The organism is Solwaraspora sp. WMMD792 (assembly GCF_029626105.1).
GTDB lineage: Bacteria > Actinomycetota > Actinomycetes > Mycobacteriales > Micromonosporaceae > Micromonospora_E.
In genome coordinates this window covers 6,423,797-6,449,421 of the sequence record NZ_JARUBH010000009.1, presented here as the reverse complement: position 1 = coordinate 6,449,421, position 25,625 = coordinate 6,423,797, and the positions used below count along the sequence as shown (strand labels likewise).

Here is a 25,625-nt window from a genome sequence, read left to right as displayed (position 1 = left end):
GCCAGGCTTCCGGTACGCTGCACGCGTGTCCCTGCCTGGTGCCGTGTCCGCCGCTCCGTCACCACACAACGACTGGACCCTGATCGCCCCCGTGGAGCCCGGTCACCCGGCGCCCACCGCCCAGGTGAGCGTGCTGGTCGTCGGTGACGGTGGCGACCCGGCGGGCGCCGCCCGTACCGTCGCCGCGCTGCGCCAGCAGCGGTACCCGGACCGGCTGTTGCAGATCGTCACCGTCACCGCCGACAGCGACTTCGCCGACCAGGTCGGCACCGCGAAGGGCGAGATCATCGTCCGGATTCCGGCCGGGGCGGTCCCGGCACCGGACCTGGTCTCGGCGCTCACCCGCTGGCAGCAGGCCAGTCCGGCGGCGGTCAGTGTCGCCGTACCGATGATCTTCTCCGGCCGGGCCCCGGACCCGGACGTGATCGTGGCCCATGCCAGCGCCGGCACCCTCGGCCAACTCTTCCCGGGCAGTACGGTCGACCCCGGGCTGGCCCGGCTGCTCGATACCACACATCAGCTCCGCACCGCCGACCATCTCGTTTTCCTGGCCGCCGCCGGCACCGGTTACGCCTTCCAGCGGGACCGCTACCAGGCCGGCTCCGACCGGTTCCAGGGCACTGACGTCGAGGTCGCCTACCGGCTGGCGCAGGCTGGGGCGGTGTTCGTGCCGGAGCCGGCGGCGACGCTGTGGACGGCCGCCCCGGCGGATCCGGTCACCGCCGGGCAGCGGGCCGACGCCGAGCTGACCGACCTGGTGCCGTTCCCCCGCGAGCGTCGCAACCGGCCCGGCCGGGTCTGGCAGGTGCCACTGGTGACCGCCGTGGTACCGGTCGACCAGCCGTACCAGGTGGTCCGGTCCTGCGTCGACCGGCTGCTCGGCAGCGACGAGCGCGACCTGCACGTGGCCCTGGTCGGCGACTGGGCCGTGGCCGGGACCAACAGCAGCGGAGCCGACAGCAGCGGGACCGACGGCAGCGGGACCGACGGCAGCGGGACCGACGGCAGCCGAGCCGACAGCGGCCGGGCCGACCTGCGGCTGCTGGCCGCCGAGTACCGCAGCGAACCACGGGTACGCATGGTCAGCAGCGCTCCGGTGACCGCCTTCCCCGCGCCGTACCTGCTCCGGGTGCCGGCCCGGCTGGGCGTCGGTCCGCGGGCCGTCCGCTCGCTGGTCGCGGCGATGGAGAAGTGGCGGTGCGGGCTGCTCCGGGTGCTGCCGGCCGGTGCCGGTGCCCCGACCCACGCCGTCGAGCTGTGGTCCACCGCAGCCCGCAGCCGGGCGCTGCACGCCGGTACCGCCGACGGCGCGCTGGTCGAGGCGGTTGCCGCCAGCCACGGGCAACGGTGGGAGACCGGCAGCGAGTACGACGTGGTCGACCTGACCGCGGCCGGGTCGGGCGCGGCGGGCGGCTCGGCTACGGCCGGACCGCGCGGCGGCCGACGGGCCGGGCAGACGGTCACCGTCGGTGGGGCCCGCAGCCTCGGCCGGGCGACCGTCTTCGTCGCCCGCAAGTACGCCCGCGGGGTACGGCGTCGGCTGGTCTCCCGCTGAGCCTCGATCACCCGCCCCCGCCAAGGGCGATCATGAAAATTCCTTGTTTCAGACCACCCGGCACCACCCGCTCTTCGGGCACGGCACCGCAGGTGGGCGATGATCCCGTCGGTTCCATCGCACCAGTGGTATAGACGTTTCGGAATATAACTTCCCAGTGTCGACTCAGATTACTCTCAGCAAGATCGGCGTTCACTGATCCGCTGTCACCGTCAGCGGACTGACGCCTGCCGATCTGATGGGAGGACGGGAGATGAATCTCCCCCGCAGGATCATCATCGTCGGTGCCACCGCACTGGCCATGGTGGCGGCAGTCACCGGACCGGTCACCGCCGCCGAACCGGAGGGGACGATCCGGCACGCTGGTGGACCGACCGCCGTACCGGACAGCTACATCGTGGTCTTCAAGAAGAGCGCGGTCACCCGGGGACAGGTCGCCGCGACCGCCCGCAACCTGGCCAGCCAGCACGGTCGGACGGTCGCCCGCACCTACACCGCCGCGCTGCGCGGCTTCGAGATCTCCGCCAGCGCCAAGCAGGCGGCCCGGATCGCCGCCCACCCGGCGGTCGAGTACGTCGAGCAGAACCACACCGTACGAATCACCGGCACCCAGCCGAACCCGCCGTCATGGGGGCTGGACCGGATCGACCAGCGTGATCTGCCGCTGGACGACTCGTACACCTACCCGAACACCGCGTCCAACGTGCACGCGTACATCATCGACACCGGGATCCGGTTCGGCCACAACGACTTCGGCGGCCGGGCGGTCAGCGGCTTCGACGCCGTCGACGGCGGGTCCGCGGACGACTGCAACGGCCACGGTACGCACGTCGCCGGCACCGTCGGCGGCACCGCGTACGGCGTCGCCAAGGACGTCACCCTGGTCGGCGTCCGGGTGCTGAACTGCTCCGGCAGCGGCACCACCGCCGGTGTCATCGCCGGTGTGGACTGGGTGACCGACAACGCCGAACTGCCGGCGGTGGCCAACATGAGCCTCGGCGGCGGCGCCAACACCTCGCTGGACACCGCGGTGCGCAACTCGATCGCGGCCGGTGTGACCTACAGCCTGGCGGCGGGCAACAGCAACGCCAACGCCTGCAACACCTCCCCTGCCCGGGTCACCGAAGCCATCACCGTCGGCTCCACCACCAGCAACGACGGCCGGTCCAGCTTCTCCAACTACGGCACCTGCCTTGACGTGTTCGCCCCCGGGTCGTCGATCACCTCGGCCTGGCACACCAGCGACACCGCGACGAACACCATCAGCGGCACCTCGATGGCCGCGCCGCACGTGGCCGGCGCGGCTGCCCTGGTCGCCTCGACCAACCCTGGCTGGAGCCCGCAGGAGGTCCGCGACTACCTGTACGACAACGCGACGGTGGGCGCGGTGGGCAACCCGGGCAGCGGCTCGCCCAACCGGCTGCTGTACGTGGTCAACGACGGCACCCCGCCGGCGGACAACTTCTCCATGTCGGTCAGCCCGACGTCCGGCTCGACCACCCCGGGTGGCTCGGTGACGGCGACGGTCTCCACCGCCACCACGTCCGGTTCGGCGCAGTCGGTCAGCTTCTCGGCCAGCGGTCTGCCGAGCGGCGCGACCGCCAGCTTCAGCCCGTCGAGCGTCACCTCGGGCGGCTCGGCCACCCTGACCGTCAGCACCTCGGCGAGCACCCCGGGCGGCAGCTACCCGGTCACCGTCACCGGCACCGGCAGCTCGGCGACCCGTACCGCGACGTTCACCCTGACGGTGATCGGTCCGGGCGGCAGCTGCACCGGCACCAACGGCACCGACGTGGCGATCCCGGACAGCGGATCGTGGGTGAGCAGCAGCATCTCGATCAGCGGCTGCAGCAGCACCCCCTCGTCGTCGTCGACGGTGGACGTCAACATCCAGCACACCTACCGGGGTGACCTGATCGTCGACCTGATCGCCCCGGACGGCTCCTCCTACCGGTTGAAGAGCTGGGCGTTCTTCGACGGAGCCGACAACGTGATCGAGACGTACACGGTGAACCTGTCCTCGGAGACCGCCAACGGCACCTGGCAGCTGCGGGTCCGCGACGTCTTCAGCGGGGACACCGGCTACATCAACACCTGGTCACTGGAGCTGTGATCCTGCCCAGGGCCCGGTCGAGTCGATCCTGACCAGGCCTTGGCCGGACAGCGCACCGGAACCGGGGGCGTCGCAGGTCTGCGACGCCCTCGGTCCGGTTGCGCGCCGGGCTCACGCTCGGCGGGCAACCCGGTTGGGTCAGTCGAGGAGGTACGCCTCCAACTGGTCGGCCAGCTCCCGGTGGTGGGTGAGCGCCGCCAGATGGCCACCGCCGATCTCGTCGGGCGTGATGCCGAGCCGCCGCGCGACCAGGCCGCGAATGAAGCCGGCGGGGAAGAAGCGGTCGTCGCGGCAGACGACGAACCGGGTCGGTACATCCGGCCACGCCGGCAGCGGCCAGGGCTGCCCGAACGGCGCGCCGGACTGGTCGCGGTCGTGCCGCAGCACCTCCGCCGCCAAGTCGTCCGGCATCCCGTGGGTGAACAACGCGAGCACGTCCAACTCGGGCTGCCCGGCCAGGGCGGCCGCGTGCCCGGTGTTCGCCCACCAGTCCCCGGCGGTCTCACCCGGCACCGGAATCATCGCGCTGAGCAGCACCAGCATCCGCACCGGCACCCTGGCGGCCACCAGCGGCCCGGTAAAGCCGCCGAGCGAATGCGCGACCAGCACGGCGTCCGCTCGGCCGCCGATCGCGGCGACCACGGTGTCGGCGTACTCGTCGAACCCTGCGGCGTCGTCCTCGCACGGCAGGTCGACCGGGATCGCCTCATGCCCACGGACCCGCAACTCGTTGACCAGCCGGTGCCAGTACCACGGGTCGGTCCCACCGCCGGGGATCAGTACGAACGTCGCCATCGAGCCTCCAGCCCGCCCGGGTACCAACCCGGTGTATTGCAGCATCCACCACCGACAGTACGAGTGTCGGGCATCTGACCTGCCGCTACGCCATCCGGCCCGGTCCCACGGGCGTCATCTGCATGACCCGGCCCACCGGCCGGGCCACCCGTCACGCAGATACGCCGACCGGCAGGAGGCCGCTGATGACCGCGATCCACCCAGCCGCCGTGACGATCCGTACCGCCGGAGTGGACGACCTCCCGCAGGCCGCCACCCTGCTCACCGAGGCGTTCCTGATCGCGCCGGTGTCGCAGTGGCTGGTCAAAGACCTGGAGGCACGGGCGGAGGTCTTCCGGACGCTGTTCACCATCGAGCTGGAGCACGCCATCCGGGCCGGCGGCACGGTGCACGTCGCCGGTCAGTTCAGCGGGGTCGCGGTCTGGCACCCGCGCGGGCGACGTACGCCCACCGAGCCGGAGACGGTCAGCGATCACGAGCTCCAGCTGCTCACCGCGACCGGACGGTGGCAACCCCGCTTCGCCGCGTTGGGCCGGATCCTGGCGGCGCACCATCCGTGGCAGCCGCACTGGCATCTGGCCTACCTGGCGGTGGCGCCATGGCGGCAGGGCGGTGGGTTGGGCAGTGCGCTTCTGCGGCACCACCACCGGCATCTGGACGGCTACGGCACCCCCGGTTACCTGGAGGCGACCACGCCCCGCAACCGGGATCTCTACCTCCGGCACGGCTACCGGCCGCACGGGCCGGTCCGGCTGCCCGACGGCCCGCCGATCTGGCCGATGTGGCGTGAGCCCCGGCCCCGAGTGCACGACCGTTGACCGGCCGTCATCCGTTGTCGCCGAGAGCCCTCAGCAGGTTCCGGCCGGCCACGTCCGCGTGTTCGCCGACGCTCAGGCCGGCCAGGCCGACCGGATCGAGTGTCTGGGCGAACGAGACGTGGTCCAGACAGGGCGGGAAATCGGAGCCCCAGTAGAGCCGTTGTGGCCCGTACCACTCGATCAGCTGCTCGACGAAGGGCCGGGCGGCCGCGTGCGGGTGGTCGTACGGGGGGTCGCTGACCGCGTACAGGCCGGAGACCTTCACCCCGACGTGGGGCAGCCTGGCCAGCTCGCCCAGCGGGGCGAGGATGGTGGCTGCCGTCGCCGGCGCCGGCGGTGTGGGTTGGCGGCCAGGCAGACCGAGGTGGCTGAACAGCACGGTGCAGTCGCCGACCGCGGCGAGCGCCGGGCCGAGCCGGGCGACGGCGGCCGGTACGGCGTTCACGCTGAGCAGGCAGTGCGCCCGGTTGACGGTGGCGGTGTGCCGGGTCAACCAGTCGGCGAACCAGTCGGCGCTGTCCCGGTCGCCCAGGTACGCGGCGAAGCCGACGAACCCGGCGGCCAGCCAGTGGCCGGGTGCGGTGTCACCGGCCTGGCCCCGCCGGCCGCCGCTCTCGTCGCCGGGTTTCGGTCCGCCGGGGTGCAGGTAGGCGACCGGGGCCAGCCAGTCGTGTACGGCGGCGAGGCTCGCCAGGTAGTGGTTGTTGCCTGCGAAGCGGGGCTCGCCCTCGTAGCCGACGACGAGAGCGCGGCTGATCCCGTGTTCTCGTCGTATGTCTTGATATACGGATATTTCCAGCCCGCCTGACGGGGATCTGCCGTACCGGCCCGGATAGCCGTCGGCGAACAGGTGCAGGTGTGCGTCGGCCCGTTCCATGGCCGGACCCTAACCCGGATCCGACCAGCCCATTGACGCGACGCACCCACTGACCTAGGTTCTGTCTCTATTAGGTCCGGATTTATGCCACACGTGAGGTGAAGCTAGGTGACGCTGGCAGGCGACGAGGTCGAAGCGCTGACGCAGTTACGGCGCCAACTTCACCAGCACCCTGAGCTGCGCTTCGAGGAGAAGCAGACGGCAGCGACACTGCAGAGACTGCTGGGACCACTGGGCCGGCTACACACTGGCGTAGCCGGCACCGGGCTGCTTCTGGAGCTCAACTCCGCCGCACCTGGACCAGCCGTACTTATTCGGGCCGATATGGATGCGTACCCGGTGTCGGATGCCAAGGAGGTGCCTTACGCCTCCCGTACCCCGGGCGTCTGCCACGCCTGCGGGCACGACGTACACATGACCGTCGCGTACGGGGTCGCCGCCCGGATCGCCGGCGACCCGCCACCGGCCGGCAGCGTCACCGTGCTCTTCCAGCCCGCAGAGGAGATCCCGTTCGGCGCCGACTCAGGGGCCGCCGCCGTGCTCGCCGACCCGGCACTCGCCGACCGGCGCTTTGACGCCGTACTCGGCCTGCACTGCTGGCCAGGACTACCCGCCGGAGCCCTCGGTGTCGACCGGACCACCGCGATGGCCGCCAAGGACGCCTTCCGCGTCGAGTTGGTCGGCCGGGCCGCACACGCCGCCACCCCGGCCAGCGGCCGCGACGCCATCCTCGGTCTCGCCACCACCGTGACCGCCCTGCACGCCGCCGTCGCCCGGGCACAGAACCCCGACGATCTGGTCGCCTTCAACATCGGCACGATCACCGGCGGCGCCAGCCAGAGCCAGGTCGCCGAACGCGCCGAAGCGACCGGCACGCTGCGCACCCACGATCCGGCCGCCCGGGCCCGGCTGAAACAGGCGATCGAACGGGTCGCCGTCGGGCAGGCCGACGCTCTCGACCTCGACCTGCGCTTCACCTGGGCCAACGAGATGCCGCCGGTACGCAACGCGAACCGGCTCGTCGCCCTTGCCGACGCCGTACTGCCCGGTCTCGTCGACCTGCACCCGCTGTCGGTCCCACCGCTGACCACCGACGACTTCGCGCTGCTCGGCGCGCTCGGTCCCAGCTTGTACGTCAAACTCGGCGTGTCGAACGGCACAGTCGGCGGTGCGCCCCTGCACTCCGGCTCGTTCGACGTCGACGAACGGTGCATCGGCGTCGGGGTGACGGTGCTGGAGCGGCTGACCCGGGCCGTCCTCGCCGGCGGACTCGCCCAGCCCGGCACCACGATCCCGGCACAGCCGTCCGCCCCGGCGCAGCCGGGCCTTGCGCAGCCACAGCCGTCCGCACCAGCCGAACCGACGCCGGCCACCGGGGCGGTGGACCGATGAACTCCGGACCGCGGGTCGCCGTACTCGGAGCAGGTGCGTTCGGCACCCGGCACGTGGCCGCCTACCGATCACTCGGTGTCACCGTCGACGCCGTCGTCGACCCCGACCCGGTCGCCCGGGAACACGTCGCCCGGCAGTACGGCGTCGGCCGCACCTTCGGCACCGTCACCGAACTGCTGGCCGCGGCCCGGCCCGACGCCGCCTCGGTCTGCGTACCCGGCCCGGTCCACCGCGCGGTCGCCGTCGCGCTGCTCGACGCCGGTGTGCCAGTGCTGGTGGAGAAGCCGCTGGCCACGACGGTCGACGACGCCGCCGCGATCGTCGCGGCCGCCCAGGCGCACGACGTGCTCTGCCAGCCCGGCCACATCCTGCGGTTCAGCCCCGCGCACCGGGCACTGTACGACACCGTGCACGCCGGCGGACTCGGCCAGGTGCTGGCCGTCTCGTCGCGCCGGGACCGGCCCCGCGCGTTGAGCCGGCTCTTCCCGCACGAGCATCCCGCGCTGCTCACCGCGGTGCACGACATCGACCTCGCTCTGTGGTACGCGCAGGCGCCGGTGGTCGAGGTCCGCGCCGCCGCCCGGACCCGACCCGGATCGGTCACGCCGGTCCTGGTCTGGGCGGAACTGCGGCACGCCAACGACGTCGTGTCGTCGATCCGCAACAGCTACCTGCTGCCCGAACACGCGCCCAACCACACCGACGACCTCGTCGAGGTGTACGGCACCGACGGGGTCGGTCACGTCGACCTCGGCCGGCCCACCCTGCTCGTGCAGGCCGCCGACCGGACGCAGGCGCCGGACTGGCTGCTCTCGCCCGCTGACGGGGGCGGTGCGCTCGCCGCCGAGCTCCGACACTTCCTGCGCCGGATCGACGGCGGGGACCCGACTCCGGTCGTACCGCTCGCCGACGGCCTGCACGTGGTCCAGGTCGCCGCCGCCATCGCCGCCAGCGCCGCCGCCGGCGGCGCCACCCACCGGATCCGCCACACCTCTCGCTGATTAGGAGCTTCACCCGATGAATCGACGACGTACCCTTGCCGGCCTCGCCGCCGCCGGGACGGCAGCCGCCGTGCTGCTCACCGGCTGCGGCGGTGACGACGGCACCGCCGACGGACCGGTCACCCTCAAGGTGCTGACCTGGGAGCCGGGCGGTGCCGAATACTGGCAGCAGGTCAAGAGCCGTTTCGAGGCCAGCCACCCGGACATCAAGCTGGAGATGGAATCGGTCCCGTTCGACAAGTACCCCGAGGTGCAGGGACCGTACATCACCTCCCAGTCCGGGCCGGACGTGATGGCCAACAACGCCGGGCTGGAGCTGTTCGATCGGCGCAACGCGTACGTGCCGCTCGGCGAGCAGGCGGCCGAGATCAACAAGGACCTGGTTTCCTACAGCGGCGCCTGCGAGGACTTCGACACCAGCAAGAACTGCTACGGCGTGCCGTTCTCCTACCAGGGCAACGTCCTCTACTACAACAAGGACGTGCTGGCCGCCGCCGGGCTCGACCCGGAACAGCCGCCGGCCACCTGGGACGAGTTCGGCGCGGCCTGCGAGGCGGTCGCCGCCACCGGCAAGACCTGCCTGGCGCTCGGGCTGTCCGGCACCTTCCCGGCGTACTGGGACTTCCCGGAGATTGCCCGCAACTACCTGACCGAGGACGACATCCGCGCCCTGCTGGCCGGCACCATCTCCTGGACCGACCCGAAACTGGTGTCCACGCTGGAAAAGCTGGCGGAGATCACCACCAGCGGTTGGGCCAACGACAACGCTCCGTCGATCACCATGCTGCCCGACGGCGCGGACATCTTCCAGCGCGGTGACGCCGCCTTCGCCGGCACGATCATCTCCGACGCGGTCAACTGGCAGGCGTTCGGCGAGGCCCTCGGCGACGAGACCCTCGGTGTCACCCGCTGGCCGGTGATCAACCCGGACGCGCCGCTGGCGCAGAAGTTCTCCGGCATCGAAGGCGCCGTCTACGGCGTCACCCAGTGGAGCGACAAGAAGGACGCCGGTCTGACCTTTATCTCCTGGCTGGCCAGCAAGGAGAACGGCGAGCTGTGGGTGGAGTACGCCAAGGGGCAGCCGCTGAACACGAACGTGGACCAGTCACTGCTGCCCGACTCACCGGCGTTCCTCAAGATCCAGGAGCTGGTCGCCGACCCGACCCTGCACGCCGGCGTGATGCTCTCCGGCCCGGAGGCCGACGCGCTGGCCCGCGGCTGGCAGCAGGTCACGCTGGGCCAGCTCACCGTCGACGCCTGGGCCGAACAGATGCAGCAGGCCCTGGAACGCAGCCCGACCAAGCAGCAGAACTGACCGCCGCGTCGGTGGGCAGGCCGGCACCGCCTGCCCACCGACCGGTACCCCTGCCAGGTTAAGGACACCGCATGACGCTCTCCACCGCGCCTGCGCCGGAACCGACATCCGCCGACCGGACGCCCGGAACCGCCCGCCGGCCGGCCCGCCGCCACCGGCACGCCCGCGAGTGGTGGCTGGCCGCGCTGCTGGTGACCCCGGCGTTGGCCTTGGCCGTGGCGTTCAAACTGGTGCCGCTGGTACGGGGCGTGATCACCAGCATGGAGTCGTCGGCCGGCTTCGGCGGCGCCACGTTCGCCGGCGCCGACAACTACCTGCGGATGCTCGACGACCCGATGGTCATCACCAGCTTCCGCAACGCGCTGATGGTGGTCGCCACCCTGCCGGTGTGGGTGGTGCTGCCGCTGGTGCTGGCGGTGCTGATCCACCAGCGGGCCCCCGGCTGGAAGTTCTTCCGGGCCGTCTACTTCGTCCCGTACACGATCGCGCCGATCGTCGTCGGCATCATGTTCCGCCAGATCCTCGCCCCCGACGGCCCGATCAACGCCGGCCTGCGCACGATCGGGCTCGACCCGTTGGCGATCGCCTGGCTCAACGGCCGCTACAGCGCACTCTTCTCGCTGGTCGCCGTCGCGTTGTGGAGCTTCTTCGGGCTCGGGGTGATGACCTACCTGGCCGGGCTGGCCACCATCCCCGACGAGATGCTCGAAGCGGCGTACCTCGACGGGGCCGGCTTCTGGCGACGGCTGTTCTCGATCGTGGTGCCGATGCTGCGCCCGACCGTGGCGTACTGGAGTGTGCTGTGCGCCTCCGGGGTGCTGATCTGGCTGTTCCCGCTGATCTACGCGCTGACCCAGGGCGGCCCCGGTGACGCCACCATGCTGCCGGAGTACCTGGTCTTCCTGACCACCTTCACCTTCCTCGACCGCGGTTACGGGTCCGCGATCGGCATCGCCCTGTTCGTCTTCGTCGCCGTGCTGTCGATCTTCTCCGTGCGGCACATGTTCAAAGAGGGGACCCGCAAGCCGCGATGAGCCGACGGACCACCGCCCGACTCGGGCGCTACCTACTGACGTTCGCGCTGGTCGTCGTCGCGGTCGCGGCGATCTACCCGCTGCTGTTCACCGTGATCAGCTCGCTGAAGACGCAGTACGGCTTCGCCGAGGATCCGCTCGGGCTGCCGACCACCGGAGTGACCCTGGAAAACTACGTCGAGGCGTTCCGCCGGATGGACATGCCCCGGCTGCTGCTCAACTCGCTGATCACCACCGCGGGCGGGCTGGTGCTGTCGGTGCTGGCCGCGCTGCTCGTCGCGTACGCGGTGACGAAGCTGCGCTTCCGCGGCGGCAAGGCCGTCTTCCTGCTGATCATCATCACGTTGACCATCCCCAGCCAGGCGATCATCTACCCGCTCTACCAGACCGTGCTCGACCTGGGCATGTCCGGGGAGTACCAGGGGCTGATCCTGGCGTACGCGGCGTTCGGCCTGCCGCTGGGCACCTACCAGCTGGCCGGCTACTTCCAGCAGGTGCCCGACGAGCTGATCGAAGCCGCCCGGATGGACGGTGCCGGGCACCTCACCATCCTGTTCCGGCTCCTGGTGCCGATCGCCACCCCGGCTCTGGCCGCGCTGGCCATCTTCAACTTCGTCTGGATGTGGAACGACCTGCTGCTGCCGCTGGTCATCATGGGCGGGTCGGACTCCAAGACCCTGATGGTCGGGGTGTCGCTGCTGTCCGGCCAATACGACGTGTCGGTGCCGCTGGTCAGCGCCGGCCTGATCGTGGCGCTGCTGCCGGTACTGATCGTCTACCTGGTGTTCCAGCGGCAGCTGGTCTCCGGCGCGCTCGCGGGCTCCGGCAAGTGAGCGCACCCGCCGACAGCGAGGCGCCGGGCGCGCAGCTGTGTTATGTGTACCGGCTGCGGCCCGGCGCCGGGCAGGAGTACGAGCGGCGGCACGCCGAGGTCTGGCCGGAGTTGTCGGCGCTGATCGACGAGGCGGGCATCTACGACTACCGCATCTACCGGCAAGGGCTGCTGCTGATCTGCGTGCTGCGGACCCGGAACGGCTTCGGGCACGCCAGCCGGGTCACCGCCGCGTCGCAGGTGCAGGCCCGGTGGACCCGTTCGCTGGCACACCTGTTCGCCGAGGTCGCCGACGCCGACGGCGAGCCGCTGTGGGCGTACCCGGTCTTCGACCATCCGGGCCACCCGCCGCCGCCCGCCTGAGGGCGGGCCGCTACGAGCAGCAGCCGGCGGCGGACGAGCCGCCGGTCGCGGCGGTGACCTGCGCGCGAGTTGGCAACGGACATCCCGTACCCCATCGCTGATTAGATGCTTATCTAAGCAACAAACTTGCGCGCTGTCTTGATGATTGTCAAACTAGACGCGTGTCGAGACAAGAGTTGCCGGTCGTGCCGCACACGTCGACCTGCTGCGCCCCGCTGACCGACCAGGCGCTCACCGACGAGGCGGCGGCGAGCCTGGCCCCCGGCTTCAAGGCCCTCGGCGACCCGGTACGCCTGCGACTGCTGTCGCTGATCGCGTCCCAGGCCGGCGGCGAGGTCTGCGTCTGCGACCTGACCGAGGCGTTCACCCTGACCGGGCCGACGATCTCCCACCACCTGAAGGTGCTGCGGGAAGCCGGCCTGATCGACTGCGAGCGCCGGGGCACCTGGGTGTACTACTGGATCGTCCCGACCCGGCTCGCCGCCCTGTCCCGGCTCCTCGACGTCGCCACCACCACCGGAGCCGGGCGGTGACCGCCGCCGGAGCGGTGCCACCGGTGGTCCTCACCCCGATGACCGACGCGCACCGCGACGCCGTGCTCGACATCTACCGCCTCGGCATCGCCACCGGCGACGCCACCTTCGAAACCGAACCACCCGGCTGGGACAGGTTCACCGCCACCCGATTGCCGGACCACCGCTGGGTCGCCGTCGACGCCGATGCCGCTCACCTCACCGTCCTCGGCTGGACCGCCTGCACCCCGGTCTCCGATCGGTGCGTCTACGCCGGGGTCGTCGAACATTCCGTCTACGTCCACCCGGACGCCCGAGGGCGCGGCGTCGGCCGGCTACTGCTCCGGCAGTTGATCGCCTCGACCGAGCAGGCCGGCATCTGGACCATCCAATCTGGAATATTTCCGGAGAACACCGCCAGCCTCACCCTGCACCACACCTGCGGTTTCCGCACCATCGGCACCCGTGAGCGCGTCGGCCGCCACCACGGCCGCTGGCGCGACGTGGTGCTGCTCGAACGCCGCAGCCCGATCATCGGCTGACGCCTGATCGGCGCCCAAACCCGCGTCGGCGGCCGGATGATCGGATCGGGCCACGACGGTCGGGCGCCGCCAGGGTGCGCTCGGCCAGGCTGGACGTCGAAGGGAGGCCTACGTGATCTCGGCACTCAACCGGCTGGTCGACCTCGTCGAAGAGCATCTGACCGAGGAGCTCGACCTGGACGCGATGGCCAGGACGGTCGGCACGACCCAGTACCACCTGCGGCGAATGTTCTCGTCGCTGGCCGGGATGCCGCTGTCGGAGTACGTGCGCCGCCGCCGGATGACGGTCGCCGCCGCCGAGCTGGTGCGCGGCGACGACGATCTGCTGAGCATCGCCGTCCGGCACGGGTACGGCTCGACCGAGGCGTTCGGGCGGGCGTTCCGGGCGGTCCACGGTGTCGGCCCGAGTGACGTGCGCCGCGACGGAGGCCCTCTTCGCAGCCAGTCACAGCTCAGGTTCCGCCTGACCGTCGAAGGGAGCATCCCGATGGACACCCGTATCGTCGACCGGCCCGAGTTTCGGCTCGTTGGACACGCGACCCGGGTCCCGCTGGTCCACCACGGCGTCAACCCGCACATCCAGCAGCACATCGCCGCGCTGCCGGCGCAGGAGCATCTGCGGCTGAAGGCGCTGTGCGACACCGAGCCGGCCGGCATCTTGCAGGTCTTCGCCGACCTCGACCCGGACGCCACCGAAGGCAGCGAGCTGACCTACCTGCACGGGGTCGCGGTCGCGGCGCAGACGTCCACGCCCGCCGACCTGGACGCCGTGGCGGCACCGGCCGGCAGGTGGGCGGTCTTCCGCATCACCGGGTCGTACCCGCAGGCCCTGCAGTCGGCCTGGGCGGCGACGGCGGCCGAATGGTTTCCGTCGAATCCGTGGCGGCTGCGGCCGGGTCCGTCGATGGTCGCGGTGCTCGACCGCGCCGCCGATTTCAGCACCGCGACCTGCGAGCTGTGGCTACCGGTCGAGCCGGAGTGAAGTTACCGCGCCGCCGCCTCGCCGTGCTGGCGGCGACGCAGTAGCAGTCGAGCGATGAACATCGGTGCCAGATGCAGGAGGGCGGCGATCATCCCGGCGAGCACCGCGATCTGACCGACCGACAGCCCTTGCCACGCCAGCACCAGTGCCGCGCAGGCGATGGTGAACAGCGCGCCGCGCACGGCACGCAGCAGGACCCGGCTGGGCGGGGTGTCCGCGCCAGCTCGCTCAGCCGGGGTGGCGCGCCGCTGGATCAGAGTGGTGACGACCGTCGAGATCGCGATCAGCGTGGCGAACTGCAGGGCCCACAGCGCGGTCGCCGCGACGCTGGCCCCGCTGGTCGCCGACGGTGCGACGGCGGTCGCCACCGCGAGGACGACGAAGGCCGGCAGCCAGCTGAAGACGTAGGCGAACAGCGTGACCCGTACCAGCTCGGCCGCCGCGGGTTGCTGGATCTGCGGCTGGACCTGCTGCGCGATACGGCCCATCACCTCGTCGGAGGCGAAGACCAGTTGCCGGTCCGGACGGGTCTCGGGCGTCGGTTGCGACATGCCGACAAGCGTATCGACCCCTCGCTCGTCCGACCTGTCGGAATTGGAGTGACACAGTACGCCGGAGGGGTCCGGGTCGGGCAGGCCGGGGCTGTCAGGCTCAGACGGCGTAGGCGACGGAGCCGTCGGCGCGGCGCGGGATCCGGGTCAGTGGCCGGCCGGTGAGGTCCAGTGGTGCGGCGTCGGTCAGGTCGAGGGTGACGCCGAGGCCCGGCTGGTCGGGCACCGGCAGGTAGCCGCCGTCACGGCGGACCGCCGGGCGGGCGGGGCCGGTGGCGAGAGTGTCGTCCAGTGGCGAGTACTCCTGCACGACGAAGTTCGGGATCGCCGCGTCGAGGTGCACCGACGCCATGGTCAGCAGCGGGCCCAGGCAGTTGTGGGTGACCACGGCGGCGTGGTGCGCCTCGGCCAGGGCGGCGATCTTACGGGCGTGACTGAGTCCGCCGGCCAGGCCGACGTCGGGGCGCACATACTGGGCACCGCCCTGGGCGAGCAACTCCTTGAACTCCCAGATGGTGTGCAGTCGTTCGCCGTTGGCCATCGGTACGCCGGCCGCCCGACGCGCCACGTCGGCCTGGCTGCTGACGCTGTCGATCTGGATCGGGTCCTCGACCAGCAGCGGCAGGTGCCGGGCCAGTGCGGGTACGACCGATTCGGCCTGCAGCGGGGTGAGTTTGCGGTGCAGTTCGATCAGCAGGTCGACGTCGGGCCCGACGGTGTCGCGTACGGCTGCGGTGGTGGCTTCGGTCTGCGCGACCAGCCGGGCCACCGACAGGTTCGCGTAGTCGGCCGGCAGCGGGTCGAACTTGACGGCGGTGAAGCCGTCGGCGACGGCGGCCGCCGCCTGGGCGGCCAGGTCGTCGGCGCCGGTGCCGCCCAGCAGCAGGTGCAGCCGGATCCGGTCCCGGACCTGGCCGCCGAGCAGCTGCCAGACGGGTACGCCGAGTCGCTTGCCGAGCACGTCCCACAGCGCGATGTCGATCGCGGAGACGGCGGCGGTGAGCACCGAGCCGCGGAACGGCCCCATCCGGTACAGGTGGTGCCAGTGGTGCTCGATCCGCCGCGGGTCGGCGCCGAGCAGGTACGGGCGGAAGGCTTCGACCACGGCGTGCACCGCCGCGGGGTAGCCCCAGCAGGCGGACTGGCCGACGCCGGTCAGCCCGTCGGCGGTGTGCACCTGGACGAAGTGCGCGTCGCCGAGCACCACCGAGTCGACGGCGGCGATCTCCATAGCTGCCCCCAGAAAATTTGAGACCTATAACGGCCAGAAACTTGCCCCTCACTCTTCCATAGCATGATGGCCCTGGTCTAGGCTCCATTCTCAACGAGCCTCAATAAGGGACTAATGAGCGTTGGGGGTGTGATGGGGCTGCCGGACGACTACCGGTCGATGACCCGGATCCGCCGGTTCGAGGAGCGGCTGACCGCCCTCAAGGACGGCGGCGAGATCCCGGGGTCGATCCACCTGTGCAACGGCCAGGAGGCGATCCCGGTCGGTGCCTGCCGTACGTTGCGTGACGGCGACTACGTGACTGCCACCTACCGTGGCCACGGCTGGGCGATCGCTCGCGGCGTCGACCTCGCCGGACTGTTCGCCGAGATGATGGGCCGCGACAGCGCGCTGTGCGGCGGCCGGGCCGCCTCGCCGTACCTGTCGGACCCGAGCCGCTGGTTCGTCGGCGAGAACTCCATCGTCGGTGCCGGGGTGCCGGTGGCCACCGGGGCCGCGCTGACCGCGCAGCGCACCGGCTCCGGCGCGGTCTCGGTGGTGAGCATCGGCGACGGCGCCATGAACCAGGGCAACGTGCACGAGGCGATCAACATGGCCGCCGTGCTGGACCTGCCGCTGGTCGTCGTCGTGGAGAACAACGTCTACTCGGAGATGTCGCGGATCGAAGACATGGTGCGGGTACGCCAGCTCACCGAGCGGGCACCCGGCTACGGCGTACCCGGTCGGGTCGTCGACGGCAACGACCCGGACGCGGTCGCGGCCGCCGTCGACGAGGCGGTGGCCCGCGCCCGCGAGGGCTCCGGCCCATCCATCGTGGAGGCAATGACCGAACGCCTGGTCGGGCACTACAGCGGCGACGCCCAGCACTACCGGCCGGCCGGCGAGATCGCCGCCGCCCGCCAGCGTGAACCGCTCACCCGCATCCGGCAGGCCGCCGACGCGGCGCTGACCGCCGCCCTGGACGCGATCGACGCCGAGGTGGACGCCGAGATCGAAGCCGCCGTCGCCGCCGCCCGCGCCACGCCGCTGCCCGACCCGGCGACCGTCAAGGAGCACGTCCATGTCTGAGTCCCTGCGCTACATCCAGGCCGTCAACGCCGCCCTCACCTGGGCGTTGGACAGCCGGGACGACACCATCTACTTCGGCGAGGACGTCGCCCTGCCCGGCGGGCCGTTCGGCGCGACGAAAGGGCTGCACAAGCGGTTCGGCTCGGCACGGATCTTCGACACCCCGATCTCCGAGTCCGGCTTCCTCGGCATGGCGCTCGGCGCGGCCATGACCGGCCTGCGGCCGATCGCCGAGATCATGTACGCCGACTTCTCGTTCGTCGCGATGGACCAGTTCGTCAACCAGATCCCGACGATCCACTACGCCAGCAACGGCCGGTGGCGGGTGCCGTTGGTGATCCGGATGCAGCAGGGCTACTCACCCGGTGCCTGCGCCCAGCACTCGCACTCCCCGGAGGCGTACTTCGCGCACACCCCCGGGCTGCGGCTGGCTCTACCGGCCACTGCGGACGACGCGTTCCAGATGCTGCGTACCGCCGTGGCCAGCGACGACCCGGTGGTCGTCGCCGAGGCCCGGATGCTCTACCCGACCCGGGGCGAGGTCCGCACCGACGCGGCGGTGGAGCCGGTCGGCGGCGCGCGGGTGGTCCGCACCGGCGCCGACGTCACCGTGGTCGCCTGGTCCCGGATGGTGTCCGCGTCGCTGGACGCCGCCGGGCAGCTGCACGCCGACGACGGCATCGACGCCGAGGTGATCGACCTGCGCTGGCTCAACCCGCTCGACTTCGACACCGTCGCGGCATCGGTGGCCCGTACCGGCCGGCTCGTCGTGGCCCACGAGGCCAACCTGACCGGCGGCTTCGGTGCGGAGATCGCCGCCCGTGCCGCCGCCGAGTGCTTCGCCGACCTGCGTGCCCCCATCGCCCGGGTCGCCTGCCCGGATGTGCCGATGCCGGCCGCACCGGCGCTGCAGGCCGCCGTCGTGCCGGAGGCCGCCGACGTGGCCGCCGCCGTGCGCCGGACGGTCGGGGCGTGACCAGCGACGCCCGGGACGCCCCGCCGGCGGAGGACCCGGCGGCGGAGGACCCGGCGGCGGCGGACCCGGCGGCGGAGGATCCGGCGGCGGCCACACCGGCCAGCGGTACGGCGCCCGTGCTGGCCGGACGGCGGGTCGTGGTGCTCGGCGGCGCCTCCGGCATTGGGCTGGCCACCGTCCGGGCCGCCGCCACGGCCGGCGCCGCCGCGGTCGCCGTCCTCGACGCGGACGGAGCCGGCGCGGCCCGCGCCGCCGACGAGGTCCGCCACCTCGGTGTCACGGCGTACTCCCGTCAGGTCGACGTCACGGTCGAGATTGAGGTGGCCGACGCGTTCGGCAGTATCGCCGCCGCCTGGGGCGGCATCGACGCGGTGCTGCATGTCGCCGGGATCATGCAGGGCCAGGGCCTGGATGTGACCAGTGTGCCGATCGAGCTGTGGCACCGGGTGCTCTCGGTCAACCTGACCGGGCCGTTCCTGGTCGCCAAGCACGCCGTACCGCACCTGACCGCCGGCACCGGGGTGCTGGTGCTGGTCGGCTCCAAGGCGGGCGTGCTGACCGGCTCCGGGTCGGTACCCTACGGCGCGAGCAAGGGAGGGTTGCACGGCCTGGCACTGACCCTGGACCGCCAGCTTCGCCCACGGGGGGTCAGAGTGCACGCGCTCTGCCCCGGCGACATCGACACTCCGTTGATGCGCCGCTCGCTGGACGAGGCGCGGACCAACGGGGTCGATGCCGGCCGGGTCGCCGGCATCGAAGCCGACCTGGGCCGGCCGGAAGATGTGGCGTCGGCGTTGGTGGTGCTCGCGGCACCACTGTCGGCCAGCATCACCGGCACCGTCTACACCGGCTGAACGGCCTGGCTGAGCAGCCCGCCCGCGAGCCGGCGACGACGTGGAGGCAGCAACACATGATCGGCATCATCGGGCCGGAGGACTCCATCCGGCTGGTCCAGGAGGTCGCCGCCGGCGAAGGGCGGGCCGGCGAAGGGCGGGCCGGCGAAGGGCGGGCCGGCGAACTCACCAGCCGTGCGTACGCCCGGCCGGAGCAGGCCCCGGAACTGGCCCGCGAGCTCGACGAGCTCTGCCAGGTACTGCTGTTCACCGGCCGGATCCCGCACGCGCTCGCCACCGCCGCCGGTGACCTGCGCGCCGAGGTCGACTACATCCGCCACGGCGGCATCGACCTCTACCGCACCCTGTCCCGGATGCTGCTGGCGACCGGCGGGCAGTTGCCGACGGTCAGCGTCGACACCATCGAGGCCGGGGTGGTACGGGAGACATACCACGACATCGAGGTGCCCGCACCGACCGAGATCCTGCCGATCGCCGACTCGACCGGACTGCTCTACGCCACCCTCGACGACGTCACCGCCTACCACCGTGACCGGTACGCCACCGGTGCCGTCGAAGCCTGCCTGACCTGCCTCGGTGCGGTGCACCGCGACCTGCGCGAGGCGGGCGTGCCGGTCTGGCGGGTCGAGCACACCCGCGCGTCGGTGCGCGACGCGCTGCGCCGCGCCTGGCTGGCCGCCGAGATCCGGCAGTCCCGGGCCACCCAGATCGCCGTGATGATGATCGAGTTCGCCGAGCCGGCCAGCCGCCGGCACGACCCGTACGAGGTGGAACGGCAGCGGCTGCGGCTGCGCGAGGCGCTGCTGGAACACGCCGAACGGATGCGCGGGCGGCTCAGCATGATCGACGACCGGACGATGGTGATCACCACCACCCGGGGCACCGTGGACAGTGCCCTCGCCCGCCACCGGGCCGGCCACGCCTCCCTGCTCACCCTGCGCGGCGTCGACGGCGGCCACACCGTCGGCTTCGGCGCCGGCACGACGATCGCCGCCGCCGAGGACAACGCCCGCAAGGCCCTCGCGTTGAGCCGGGGCAGCGGCGACACCCACGTCGTCTTCCCCGACGGGGAGATCCACTCCACCCGGGTGAGCCCGGTCAAGCAACGCCTGCGGGAGACCGCGCCCGGCATCCTGCGCGTCTCCGAACAGCTCAAACTCGGCCCGCTGTCCACCCGACGCCTGCTGGAGGCGCTGCATCAGCTGGACCCCAACGAGGTCACCGCCCGCGGCCTGGCCGACGCGTACGGGGTGGAGGCCCGCTCGGCACGCCGGCTGCTCAACTCGCTGCGCGCCGCCGGCTACGCCGACGAGGTCGGAGTGCACGTCAGCACCGGAGCCGGCCGCCCGCAGACGGTCTACCGGGTGGCGATGCAGCGGCTGTTCGAGGCGATCGGCGGTGACGCGTGAGATTCGAGCCGACCTACCTGGTCACCGCCAGGTACGCCGCCGACGCGGCGCAGCGGCGCGGGCCGCACCGGTCCGCCCACCTGGACCGGGTCGCCACCCTGCTCGCCGACGGCACCGCGCTGGTCGCCGGCGCGTACGCCGATCTGAGCGCGTCGGTGCTCATCGTGCGGGCCGCCGACGCCGACGCCGCCCGCGCGGTGTGCGAGGCCGACCCGTACTGGCGGCACGGGGTGTGGACGGCCATCGAGGTGGCCGAGTACCTGGCCGCCACACCGCAATCCCTCGGGAGGTAGACATGTCGCAGTTACGCCAGATCGCCGGAGTCCAGGTACGCGGTGCCGAATCCGCGCCGTACGCCGCCCGGCTGCTCGCCGAGACCTTCGGCAGCTCCACCGACGGGGTGCCGGTGCACCTCGACGCCGACCCGGCGCTGCCGGAGGGCACCTACCGGATCGAGGTTCCGGCCGGTGGCGGGCCGGGTGCGGACCCGACCGGTGACGGTGGGATCCGGCTGACCGGCGACCCGTTCGCCGGCCTGATCTACGCCGCCCGGGAGCTGACCGAGCTGGCCACCGAACGCCGGGTCCCGGTGGGGGTACGGGAGCAGGCACCCGGGCTGGCACTGCGCACCCTGTGGACCTGGGACCACTCGACCAACTGGGATCTGCGCCAGCTCGGCCTACAGGAGATCGGCGCGCTCAACCCGTACGCCAAGTCAGCCGACGCGTTCGGCGCCGACTACCGGCGACTGGTCGACTTCTGCAGCCGGGAACGGATCGGCGGGATCGTCGTCTACGGGCTGCTGCGCGACGCGCACGGCGGTGTCGACGCGGCCCGCGACCTGTGCGGGTACGCCAACGAGCGGGGCGTGCGGATCATCGCCGGGATCGGGGTCAACGCCTACGGTGGCATCTACTTCGACGGTCGGCACCGCTACAACCTGGCGACCTGGCTGCGGCAACGCCCCGACCTGGCCGCCGAGCTGCCGAAGAAGGTCGGCTTTGACATCGACGAGTTCGGCGATCTGCACTTCCCGGCCAGCGAGTACATGATGGCCGCCTGCCCGTCGCAGCCGGACAATCTGGCCTGGAATCGCGACGCCGTCGACTGGCTGCTGGAGACGATCCCGGTGGGCGGGATCAACTTCGAGACCGGCGACTACGGCAGTTGCGCCTGCGCTCGGTGCACCCGGCGCACCGGCGGTGAACGCACCTCCTGGTCGTACGAGGCGATGCGGTCGGTCTACCCGACGCTGCTGGACACGGCCCGGCGTACCGGGCCGGCCGGGGTGCCGCTGCGGCACCTGGTCGAGGTCTACTGGGACAACATCTTCGACCTGCCGGCACAGCGTCCGCTGGCCGACCTGCCCGACGACGTGGCCTACCAGTACTGCGTCAACCGGGGGTTCTGGTACGACAACCGGGACCGGTTGACCGCCGCGCACGTCGAAGCGCTACCGCACACGACGAACGTGCTGCGTACCCACGCCGGATCGCAGTGGAACCGGCAGCGGCACTCCTGGGTGCCGCAGCTGTACGCCGACATGGCGGCCCGGGTCGGCGCGGCCGGCATGCGGGGGCTGACCATCTTCGGCGAGGCGGGCGCCTACCACCCGACGAACGAGATCAGCTATCTGGCGTACGCCCGGTTCGGCTGGAACCCGGAGCTGGACTGGGCGGACTTCTGGCGCGACGAGGTCGCTCCCCGGTTCGGTGGCGGGGCCGAGGCGGAGGCGTTCCGCGACGGCGCCGGGCTGCTCGACGCCCCGGCGGCTGACGCCGTCGCACTGGACAGGGTGCGCACCGACGCGCTCGGCATGGTCGCCGCGACCAGCGGCGCGGTGCAGCGCCGGTGGCTGTGGTTGGCCGAACGGGCCGCCCGGTACGCGTACAGCGCCGGCTGAGGCCGGCGGCGCGACCAGTCGGCAGGGTCGCCAGCCACTGGACGCCCCGTCACGCCAGCGGGTCGAGGTGCCGCCGTAACTCGGCCGCGAACCGGGCGCTGACCTTTGCCGGGGCCAGGGCTTCGACGTGGTCACGGACCGCCGCGCGGACCGGCTCGGCACGGTCCCAGGCCCCACCGGACTCGGTGATCGTCTCGGCGGTCTTGTCCGGGTCGGACAGGTCGAACCGGCGCAGCGCGGCGTCCGGCAGCAGACCACCGACGGTGGTGCCGGTCGACACGTACGCCGGCAGGCCGAATCCGGCGGTCAGCGCCAGCGCGCCGGAGTTCAGCGACGACCGGTACGGGTAGACGGCGGCGTCGGCCGCCCGCAGGAAGTACTGCACGTCGGTGTCGGACGCGAAGCCGGGATGAAAGATCACCGCCGGGTGCTCGGCGGCCCGGCGCATGAACTCGGGGCCGCCGGCCTCCTCGCGTACCTTCCCGGCGACCAGCCAGCGCAGTCGCGGGTCGTGCCGGACCGCGACGTCGAGCGCGTCGAGGAAGTCGCCGTGCCCCTTGTACGGCCGGACCTGCCCGAAGGTGACCAGCACCCGGGCGCCGAGCGGGATGCCGAGGTGGCTGCGGGCGGCGGGCCGGTCCACCCAGTCCGGGTAGGCGCCGGCGAAGGTGGGGTGCGGGGCGATCACCACGCGTCGGGGCTCGGCTCCGAAAGTGTCCCGCAGGATGTCGAGGTGGCTGTCGTGCATCAGGTGCACCACGTCGGCGGCGGCGAGCATCACCTGGCGCAGCCGGGTTTCGGTCGCCCGGTGCACAGTCTCGTGCGGGAGCAGGTTGTGCACCGTCCAGACCAGCCGTACGCCCTGGTCGCGCAGGGTGTCCAGCTGCTTGGCGAAGGCATCGACCGCCGCTTCTGCCTGGCTGGTGGTGGTGCAACCGGAGGTCACGTCGTAGAGCCAGTGCACGTGCAGCACCCGGCCGATGCCGTCGGGCAGCGCGGGCAGCAGTTTGTCCAGCTGGTCGAGGCGGCGGACCCGGATCGGCGTCAGGTTGTGCTGGGAGAACCGGCTGTACAGCAACGACTGGTACGGATTGGCCGTGTCGACCGGCCAGTGCAGCCAGGCGACCGGGGGGCGGTCGGTGTCGGACCAGTCGGCGGCGGCCAGCGCGCTCAGCGCGTCGTCAAGCAGGTGTCCGTCGGAGGTGCCACGGCGCCAGGGAACGATCACGGCTGCCCACCGTACCGTGCACCGGTGCCGGCGGCGACCGCTCGGGCGACGGATGTGCTGGCCGGGTCGCCGGCGCGCACCTCGATGACGCCGCCGGTCGCCGCGAGTCGAGTGAGGACACTGGCGGCGAGCTGGTCTCGCAGGTCAGGCGGCAACTCAGCCCAGGCAGGACGCCAGTACGACAGCGGTGCGGCTCGGCCGGTGACGGTGGCCTCGATCGGGGCTGCCGGATCGGGTCGGTGCAGGGTGAGCCGGACTGCGTCGCCGGCCGGTCGACCCGCGGGCGGCGGGTCGGCGACCGGGGTCGGCCGGTCGGTGGTTACGGACGGCGGGTCGGCGGCCGGGGCCGGTGCGCCGACGCCGACGGACCGGACCCGCCGCTGCTCGGTCTCGTTCGCCGCCCCGCGCTGCACCAGCCGGAGCAGGGCCGCCGTTACGCCCTGACGATCGCCCTTGCGCTCGGCGACGCCGACGAAAAGACGAACGTCGCTCGCGGTAACGTTCGGGCTGTAGAGTTGCGCCGCTGGCCGGCCGGCCATGCGCTGTAACCGACCAACCATCCGCCGTGCCGGGCGCAGCACGCGACGTACTCTACGAATCAGGGTCACCGATCCAGATTACCCAGTCGTGACGTGAGGTGAACGCGGTGCCATCCCCGACGGTCAGCGTCGTCGTGCCGGTCTACAACACAGAGAAATGGCTCGCGGAAGCGCTCGGATCCATCGAACGCCAGCCTGGTCGGGATCTGGTCGAGGTCGTCGTGGTCGACGACGGCTCGACTGACGGGTCAGCCGAGATCGCCCAGCGGTACGCCGGTCAGGCCACCGCGGTGCGCTACGTCCGGCAGGACAACGCCGGGCTCGGCGCGGCCCGCAATCACGGCGTGCGCCTCGCCACCGGCCGTTACCTGGCATTCCTCGACTCGGACGACATCTACCCGGACGGCGCGCTCAGTCACCTGACCGGGCTCGCCGACCGCCACGAGGCGGCGATCGCCGTCGGCGACATGCAGGGGCTGCCGCCCCGGCCGAACCCCGCCTGGCGTCGTGAACTGCTCATCGGTGAACGGGTCGTCGAGCACATCGCGCACGCCCCGGACCTGGTTGGCAACCCGTCGGCCTGCAACAAGATCTTCCGCCGGGATCTGGTCGACGCGGTCGGCGTCAAGTTCACCGAGGGCACCGCGTTCGAAGACGTGTTGTTCACCATTCCGTTGCTGGCCAGGTCGCCTCGGACGATCCTCACTCCCCGGCTGAGTTACCTCTACCGGCAGCGGGGGGACAATTCCTCGCTGATGGATTCCCGCAGCCAGCCGGCCCGGATCATGCAGCATCTGACCATCATCGAGCGGCTCGCCGACGAGGTGCGTGACCTGCGCCCCGACGACCGCGAAGCGGTGTACCGGTGGATCGCCTACATGCAGCTGCATTACGCGTGGCGGGCGGCGGCCGGCTGCGACGATGATCAGCTCGCCGAGTTCACCGCCCGGATGCACAGCCTCTTCAAGGACATCCCGATCGATGTGGCCAGCGAGTTCGTCGGCAACGCCGGGGCCGGGTTGCGCGCCGTCGCGATCTACGAGCAGGACGCCGCGACAGTACGCCGGCCGCGTTCCAGCCGACCGCTGCGGGTGCACGCCGGCCAGCCGTACCTCGGGCACCCCGACTTCGACACCTATCGCGATCTGCTCCGGGTCCGTGAGGTGACGGTCAGCGTCAAGGCGCTGCGGGGCAGTCGGCCGGTCACCGGCCCGACAGCCGCTGGCCCGACAGTCGTCGTCGAGGGCACGGTGCGCTGCGCCGGCATCGACGGCGAACCCGGTCAGATCCGCTCCGACCTGCTGTTGGAGGTCGGTGACGGGCTGCTCCGCCAACCGGTCACCGTCGAGTACCGCGAGAGCAACGATCTGCGCTGGTCCTGCCGGCTGGCCGCCGGCGAGCTGGCTCCCGGCCGGTACCCGGTCCGGCTGGTCGTCCGGGACAGCGGCCGCGAGTACGCCGTACCGCCGGGTCCGGAGCGCGGCGGCCGGGGCACCCTCGGCACCCGACCGACCCGGGTCGGCACCCGGGTGCTCTGGCTGACGCCGGACGCCGGCGGGCCGACGCTGGTCGTCACCGACGGCACCGCCGGAACCCTGGCCCGCAGTCCGCAATGGCTGTCCGAGATGGGTGCCCGGCAGAGCCGGAACCTGCTCCGCCGGGCATGGCGGACGGCACGGTCCGGTCGGCGGCGGCTGACGTCGCGCCGTACCGACAGCTGACCGGTCGCGGCGGC

The 25,625-nt window shown here is 71.8% G+C and carries 25 protein-coding genes; 19 read left to right on the top strand and 6 right to left on the bottom strand.

Translation table 11 applies throughout. The features are described 5' to 3' along the window. The first annotated feature begins 25 nt into the window (after window positions 1-25). Window positions 26-1,555 (top strand): hypothetical protein, encoded by a 1,530-nt coding sequence (locus O7629_RS30010; RefSeq protein WP_278173505.1) that lies wholly within the window; start codon window positions 26-28, stop codon window positions 1,553-1,555. A gap of 253 nt (window positions 1,556-1,808) precedes the next feature. Next, window positions 1,809-3,668, top strand: a complete 1,860-nt coding sequence (locus O7629_RS30005; protein WP_278173504.1) for a S8 family peptidase — start codon at window positions 1,809-1,811, stop codon at window positions 3,666-3,668. A 138-nt stretch (window positions 3,669-3,806) separates the two neighbouring features. Here O7629_RS30005 and O7629_RS30000 read toward each other — a convergent pair whose 3' ends face one another. Further along, window positions 3,807-4,463, bottom strand: coding sequence for an alpha/beta hydrolase (locus O7629_RS30000; RefSeq protein ID WP_278173503.1), 657 nt, complete (start codon window positions 4,461-4,463; stop codon window positions 3,807-3,809). 185 nt (window positions 4,464-4,648) lie between these two features. Here O7629_RS30000 and O7629_RS29995 point away from each other — a divergent pair, with 185 nt between their 5' ends. After that, window positions 4,649-5,281 (top strand): GNAT family N-acetyltransferase, encoded by a 633-nt coding sequence (locus O7629_RS29995; protein WP_278173502.1) that lies wholly within the window; start codon window positions 4,649-4,651, stop codon window positions 5,279-5,281. A gap of 7 nt (window positions 5,282-5,288) precedes the next feature. On the opposite strand, the gene O7629_RS29990 is transcribed toward O7629_RS29995, so the two are convergent. Beyond that, window positions 5,289-6,158, bottom strand: a complete 870-nt coding sequence (locus O7629_RS29990) for an amidohydrolase family protein (RefSeq protein ID WP_278173500.1) — start codon at window positions 6,156-6,158, stop codon at window positions 5,289-5,291. A 108-nt stretch (window positions 6,159-6,266) separates the two neighbouring features. Here O7629_RS29990 and O7629_RS29985 point away from each other — a divergent pair, with 108 nt between their 5' ends. The 9 genes from O7629_RS29985 (at window position 6,267) to O7629_RS29945 (ending at window position 14,131) form a co-directional block, all read left to right on the top strand. Further along, window positions 6,267-7,550 (top strand): M20 family metallopeptidase, encoded by a 1,284-nt coding sequence (locus O7629_RS29985; protein WP_278173498.1) that lies wholly within the window; start codon window positions 6,267-6,269, stop codon window positions 7,548-7,550. Then, window positions 7,547-8,551 (top strand): Gfo/Idh/MocA family oxidoreductase, encoded by a 1,005-nt coding sequence (locus O7629_RS29980; RefSeq protein WP_278173496.1) that lies wholly within the window; start codon window positions 7,547-7,549, stop codon window positions 8,549-8,551. Before O7629_RS29985 ends, O7629_RS29980 begins: the two co-directional genes overlap by 4 nt. Before the next feature lie 16 nt (window positions 8,552-8,567). Further along, on the top strand, window positions 8,568-9,866 hold the full coding sequence (locus O7629_RS29975; protein ID WP_278173494.1) for an extracellular solute-binding protein: 1,299 nt from the start codon (window positions 8,568-8,570) through the stop codon (window positions 9,864-9,866). Between the two features lie 71 nt (window positions 9,867-9,937). After that, complete coding sequence (locus O7629_RS29970) at window positions 9,938-10,900, top strand: sugar ABC transporter permease (RefSeq protein WP_278173493.1); 963 nt, start codon at window positions 9,938-9,940, stop codon at window positions 10,898-10,900. Beyond that, complete coding sequence (locus tag O7629_RS29965) at window positions 10,897-11,733, top strand: carbohydrate ABC transporter permease (RefSeq protein ID WP_278173492.1); 837 nt, start codon at window positions 10,897-10,899, stop codon at window positions 11,731-11,733. The genes O7629_RS29970 and O7629_RS29965 overlap by 4 nt, the downstream gene beginning before the upstream one ends. Then, complete coding sequence (locus O7629_RS29960; RefSeq protein WP_278173491.1) at window positions 11,730-12,095, top strand: L-rhamnose mutarotase; 366 nt, start codon at window positions 11,730-11,732, stop codon at window positions 12,093-12,095. Before O7629_RS29965 ends, O7629_RS29960 begins: the two co-directional genes overlap by 4 nt. A 161-nt stretch (window positions 12,096-12,256) precedes the next feature. Further along, a complete protein-coding gene (locus O7629_RS29955; protein ID WP_278173490.1) occupies window positions 12,257-12,628 on the top strand; it encodes a metalloregulator ArsR/SmtB family transcription factor in 372 nt (123 codons plus the stop codon). Between the two features lie 38 nt (window positions 12,629-12,666). Further along, a complete protein-coding gene (locus O7629_RS29950; RefSeq protein WP_278174730.1) occupies window positions 12,667-13,149 on the top strand; it encodes a GNAT family N-acetyltransferase in 483 nt (160 codons plus the stop codon). Window positions 13,150-13,261: 112 nt separating this feature from the next. Continuing rightward, complete coding sequence (locus tag O7629_RS29945) at window positions 13,262-14,131, top strand: AraC family transcriptional regulator (protein WP_278173488.1); 870 nt, start codon at window positions 13,262-13,264, stop codon at window positions 14,129-14,131. Between the two features lie 2 nt (window positions 14,132-14,133). Here the strand turns inward: O7629_RS29945 and O7629_RS29940 are convergent, their stop codons facing one another. Together O7629_RS29940 and O7629_RS29935 are read right to left on the bottom strand one after the other, a co-directional pair. Further along, window positions 14,134-14,682 (bottom strand): hypothetical protein, encoded by a 549-nt coding sequence (locus tag O7629_RS29940; RefSeq protein WP_278173487.1) that lies wholly within the window; start codon window positions 14,680-14,682, stop codon window positions 14,134-14,136. Window positions 14,683-14,782: 100 nt separating this feature from the next. After that, a complete protein-coding gene (locus O7629_RS29935; RefSeq protein WP_278173486.1) occupies window positions 14,783-15,913 on the bottom strand; it encodes a mandelate racemase/muconate lactonizing enzyme family protein in 1,131 nt (376 codons plus the stop codon). Window positions 15,914-16,027: 114 nt separating this feature from the next. Between O7629_RS29935 and O7629_RS29930 the strand changes: the two genes are divergently transcribed. The 6 genes from O7629_RS29930 to O7629_RS29905 are packed head-to-tail and all read left to right on the top strand — an operon-like array spanning window position 16,028 to window position 22,123. Then, window positions 16,028-16,981 (top strand): thiamine pyrophosphate-dependent dehydrogenase E1 component subunit alpha, encoded by a 954-nt coding sequence (locus O7629_RS29930; protein WP_278173485.1) that lies wholly within the window; start codon window positions 16,028-16,030, stop codon window positions 16,979-16,981. After that, window positions 16,974-17,957 carry a transketolase C-terminal domain-containing protein gene (locus O7629_RS29925; RefSeq protein ID WP_278173484.1) on the top strand — a complete coding sequence of 328 codons (984 nt, stop codon included), beginning with the start codon at window positions 16,974-16,976 and terminating at the stop codon, window positions 17,955-17,957. The genes O7629_RS29930 and O7629_RS29925 overlap by 8 nt, the downstream gene beginning before the upstream one ends. Next, the gene (locus tag O7629_RS29920) at window positions 17,954-18,811 is read left to right on the top strand and encodes an SDR family oxidoreductase (RefSeq protein ID WP_278173483.1); all 858 of its coding nucleotides are present in this window, start codon (window positions 17,954-17,956) and stop codon (window positions 18,809-18,811) included. The genes O7629_RS29925 and O7629_RS29920 overlap by 4 nt, the downstream gene beginning before the upstream one ends. Window positions 18,812-18,867: 56 nt before the next feature. Next, complete coding sequence (locus O7629_RS29915) at window positions 18,868-20,220, top strand: hypothetical protein (RefSeq protein ID WP_278173482.1); 1,353 nt, start codon at window positions 18,868-18,870, stop codon at window positions 20,218-20,220. Further along, on the top strand, window positions 20,217-20,513 hold the full coding sequence (locus O7629_RS29910) for a YciI family protein (RefSeq protein ID WP_278173481.1): 297 nt from the start codon (window positions 20,217-20,219) through the stop codon (window positions 20,511-20,513). Before O7629_RS29915 ends, O7629_RS29910 begins: the two co-directional genes overlap by 4 nt. Before the next feature lie 2 nt (window positions 20,514-20,515). Beyond that, window positions 20,516-22,123 carry a hypothetical protein gene (locus tag O7629_RS29905; protein ID WP_278173480.1) on the top strand — a complete coding sequence of 536 codons (1,608 nt, stop codon included), beginning with the start codon at window positions 20,516-20,518 and terminating at the stop codon, window positions 22,121-22,123. Between the two features lie 49 nt (window positions 22,124-22,172). Here the strand turns inward: O7629_RS29905 and O7629_RS29900 are convergent, their stop codons facing one another. Then, entirely contained in the window at window positions 22,173-23,351 is a 1,179-nt protein-coding gene (locus tag O7629_RS29900) for a glycosyltransferase (RefSeq protein WP_278173478.1), read from the bottom strand. Further along, window positions 23,348-23,890 (bottom strand): hypothetical protein, encoded by a 543-nt coding sequence (locus O7629_RS29895; RefSeq protein ID WP_278173477.1) that lies wholly within the window; start codon window positions 23,888-23,890, stop codon window positions 23,348-23,350. The genes O7629_RS29900 and O7629_RS29895 overlap by 4 nt, the downstream gene beginning before the upstream one ends. A gap of 107 nt (window positions 23,891-23,997) precedes the next feature. Between O7629_RS29895 and O7629_RS29890 the strand changes: the two genes are divergently transcribed. Next, window positions 23,998-25,611: a glycosyltransferase family 2 protein gene (locus O7629_RS29890; RefSeq protein WP_278173475.1), complete on the top strand. Its 1,614-nt coding sequence runs from the start codon at window positions 23,998-24,000 to the stop codon at window positions 25,609-25,611. Window positions 25,612-25,625 lie beyond the last annotated feature (14 nt).

Excerpts from the sequence above, each read along its gene's own strand:
- O7629_RS29935 (WP_278173486.1), bottom strand. The coding sequence starts at position 15,913 with ATGGAGATCGCCGCCGTCGACTCGGTGGTGCTCGGCGACGCGCACTTC.
- O7629_RS30005 (WP_278173504.1), top strand. The coding sequence starts at position 1,809 with ATGAATCTCCCCCGCAGGATCATCATCGTCGGTGCCACCGCACTGGCC.
- O7629_RS29975 (WP_278173494.1), top strand. The coding sequence starts at position 8,568 with ATGAATCGACGACGTACCCTTGCCGGCCTCGCCGCCGCCGGGACGGCA.
- O7629_RS29980 (WP_278173496.1), top strand. The coding sequence starts at position 7,547 with ATGAACTCCGGACCGCGGGTCGCCGTACTCGGAGCAGGTGCGTTCGGC.
- O7629_RS29970 (WP_278173493.1), top strand. The coding sequence starts at position 9,938 with ATGACGCTCTCCACCGCGCCTGCGCCGGAACCGACATCCGCCGACCGG.
- O7629_RS29930 (WP_278173485.1), top strand. The coding sequence starts at position 16,028 with ATGAGCGTTGGGGGTGTGATGGGGCTGCCGGACGACTACCGGTCGATG.
- O7629_RS29950 (WP_278174730.1), top strand. The coding sequence starts at position 12,667 with ATGACCGACGCGCACCGCGACGCCGTGCTCGACATCTACCGCCTCGGC.
- O7629_RS29940 (WP_278173487.1), bottom strand. The coding sequence starts at position 14,682 with ATGTCGCAACCGACGCCCGAGACCCGTCCGGACCGGCAACTGGTCTTC.
- O7629_RS29925 (WP_278173484.1), top strand. The coding sequence starts at position 16,974 with ATGTCTGAGTCCCTGCGCTACATCCAGGCCGTCAACGCCGCCCTCACC.
- O7629_RS29965 (WP_278173492.1), top strand. The coding sequence starts at position 10,897 with ATGAGCCGACGGACCACCGCCCGACTCGGGCGCTACCTACTGACGTTC.
- O7629_RS29905 (WP_278173480.1), top strand. The coding sequence starts at position 20,516 with ATGTCGCAGTTACGCCAGATCGCCGGAGTCCAGGTACGCGGTGCCGAA.
- O7629_RS29895 (WP_278173477.1), bottom strand. The coding sequence starts at position 23,890 with ATGGCCGGCCGGCCAGCGGCGCAACTCTACAGCCCGAACGTTACCGCG.
- O7629_RS30000 (WP_278173503.1), bottom strand. The coding sequence starts at position 4,463 with ATGGCGACGTTCGTACTGATCCCCGGCGGTGGGACCGACCCGTGGTAC.
- O7629_RS29915 (WP_278173482.1), top strand. The coding sequence starts at position 18,868 with ATGATCGGCATCATCGGGCCGGAGGACTCCATCCGGCTGGTCCAGGAG.
- O7629_RS29990 (WP_278173500.1), bottom strand. The coding sequence starts at position 6,158 with ATGGAACGGGCCGACGCACACCTGCACCTGTTCGCCGACGGCTATCCG.
- O7629_RS29995 (WP_278173502.1), top strand. The coding sequence starts at position 4,649 with ATGACCGCGATCCACCCAGCCGCCGTGACGATCCGTACCGCCGGAGTG.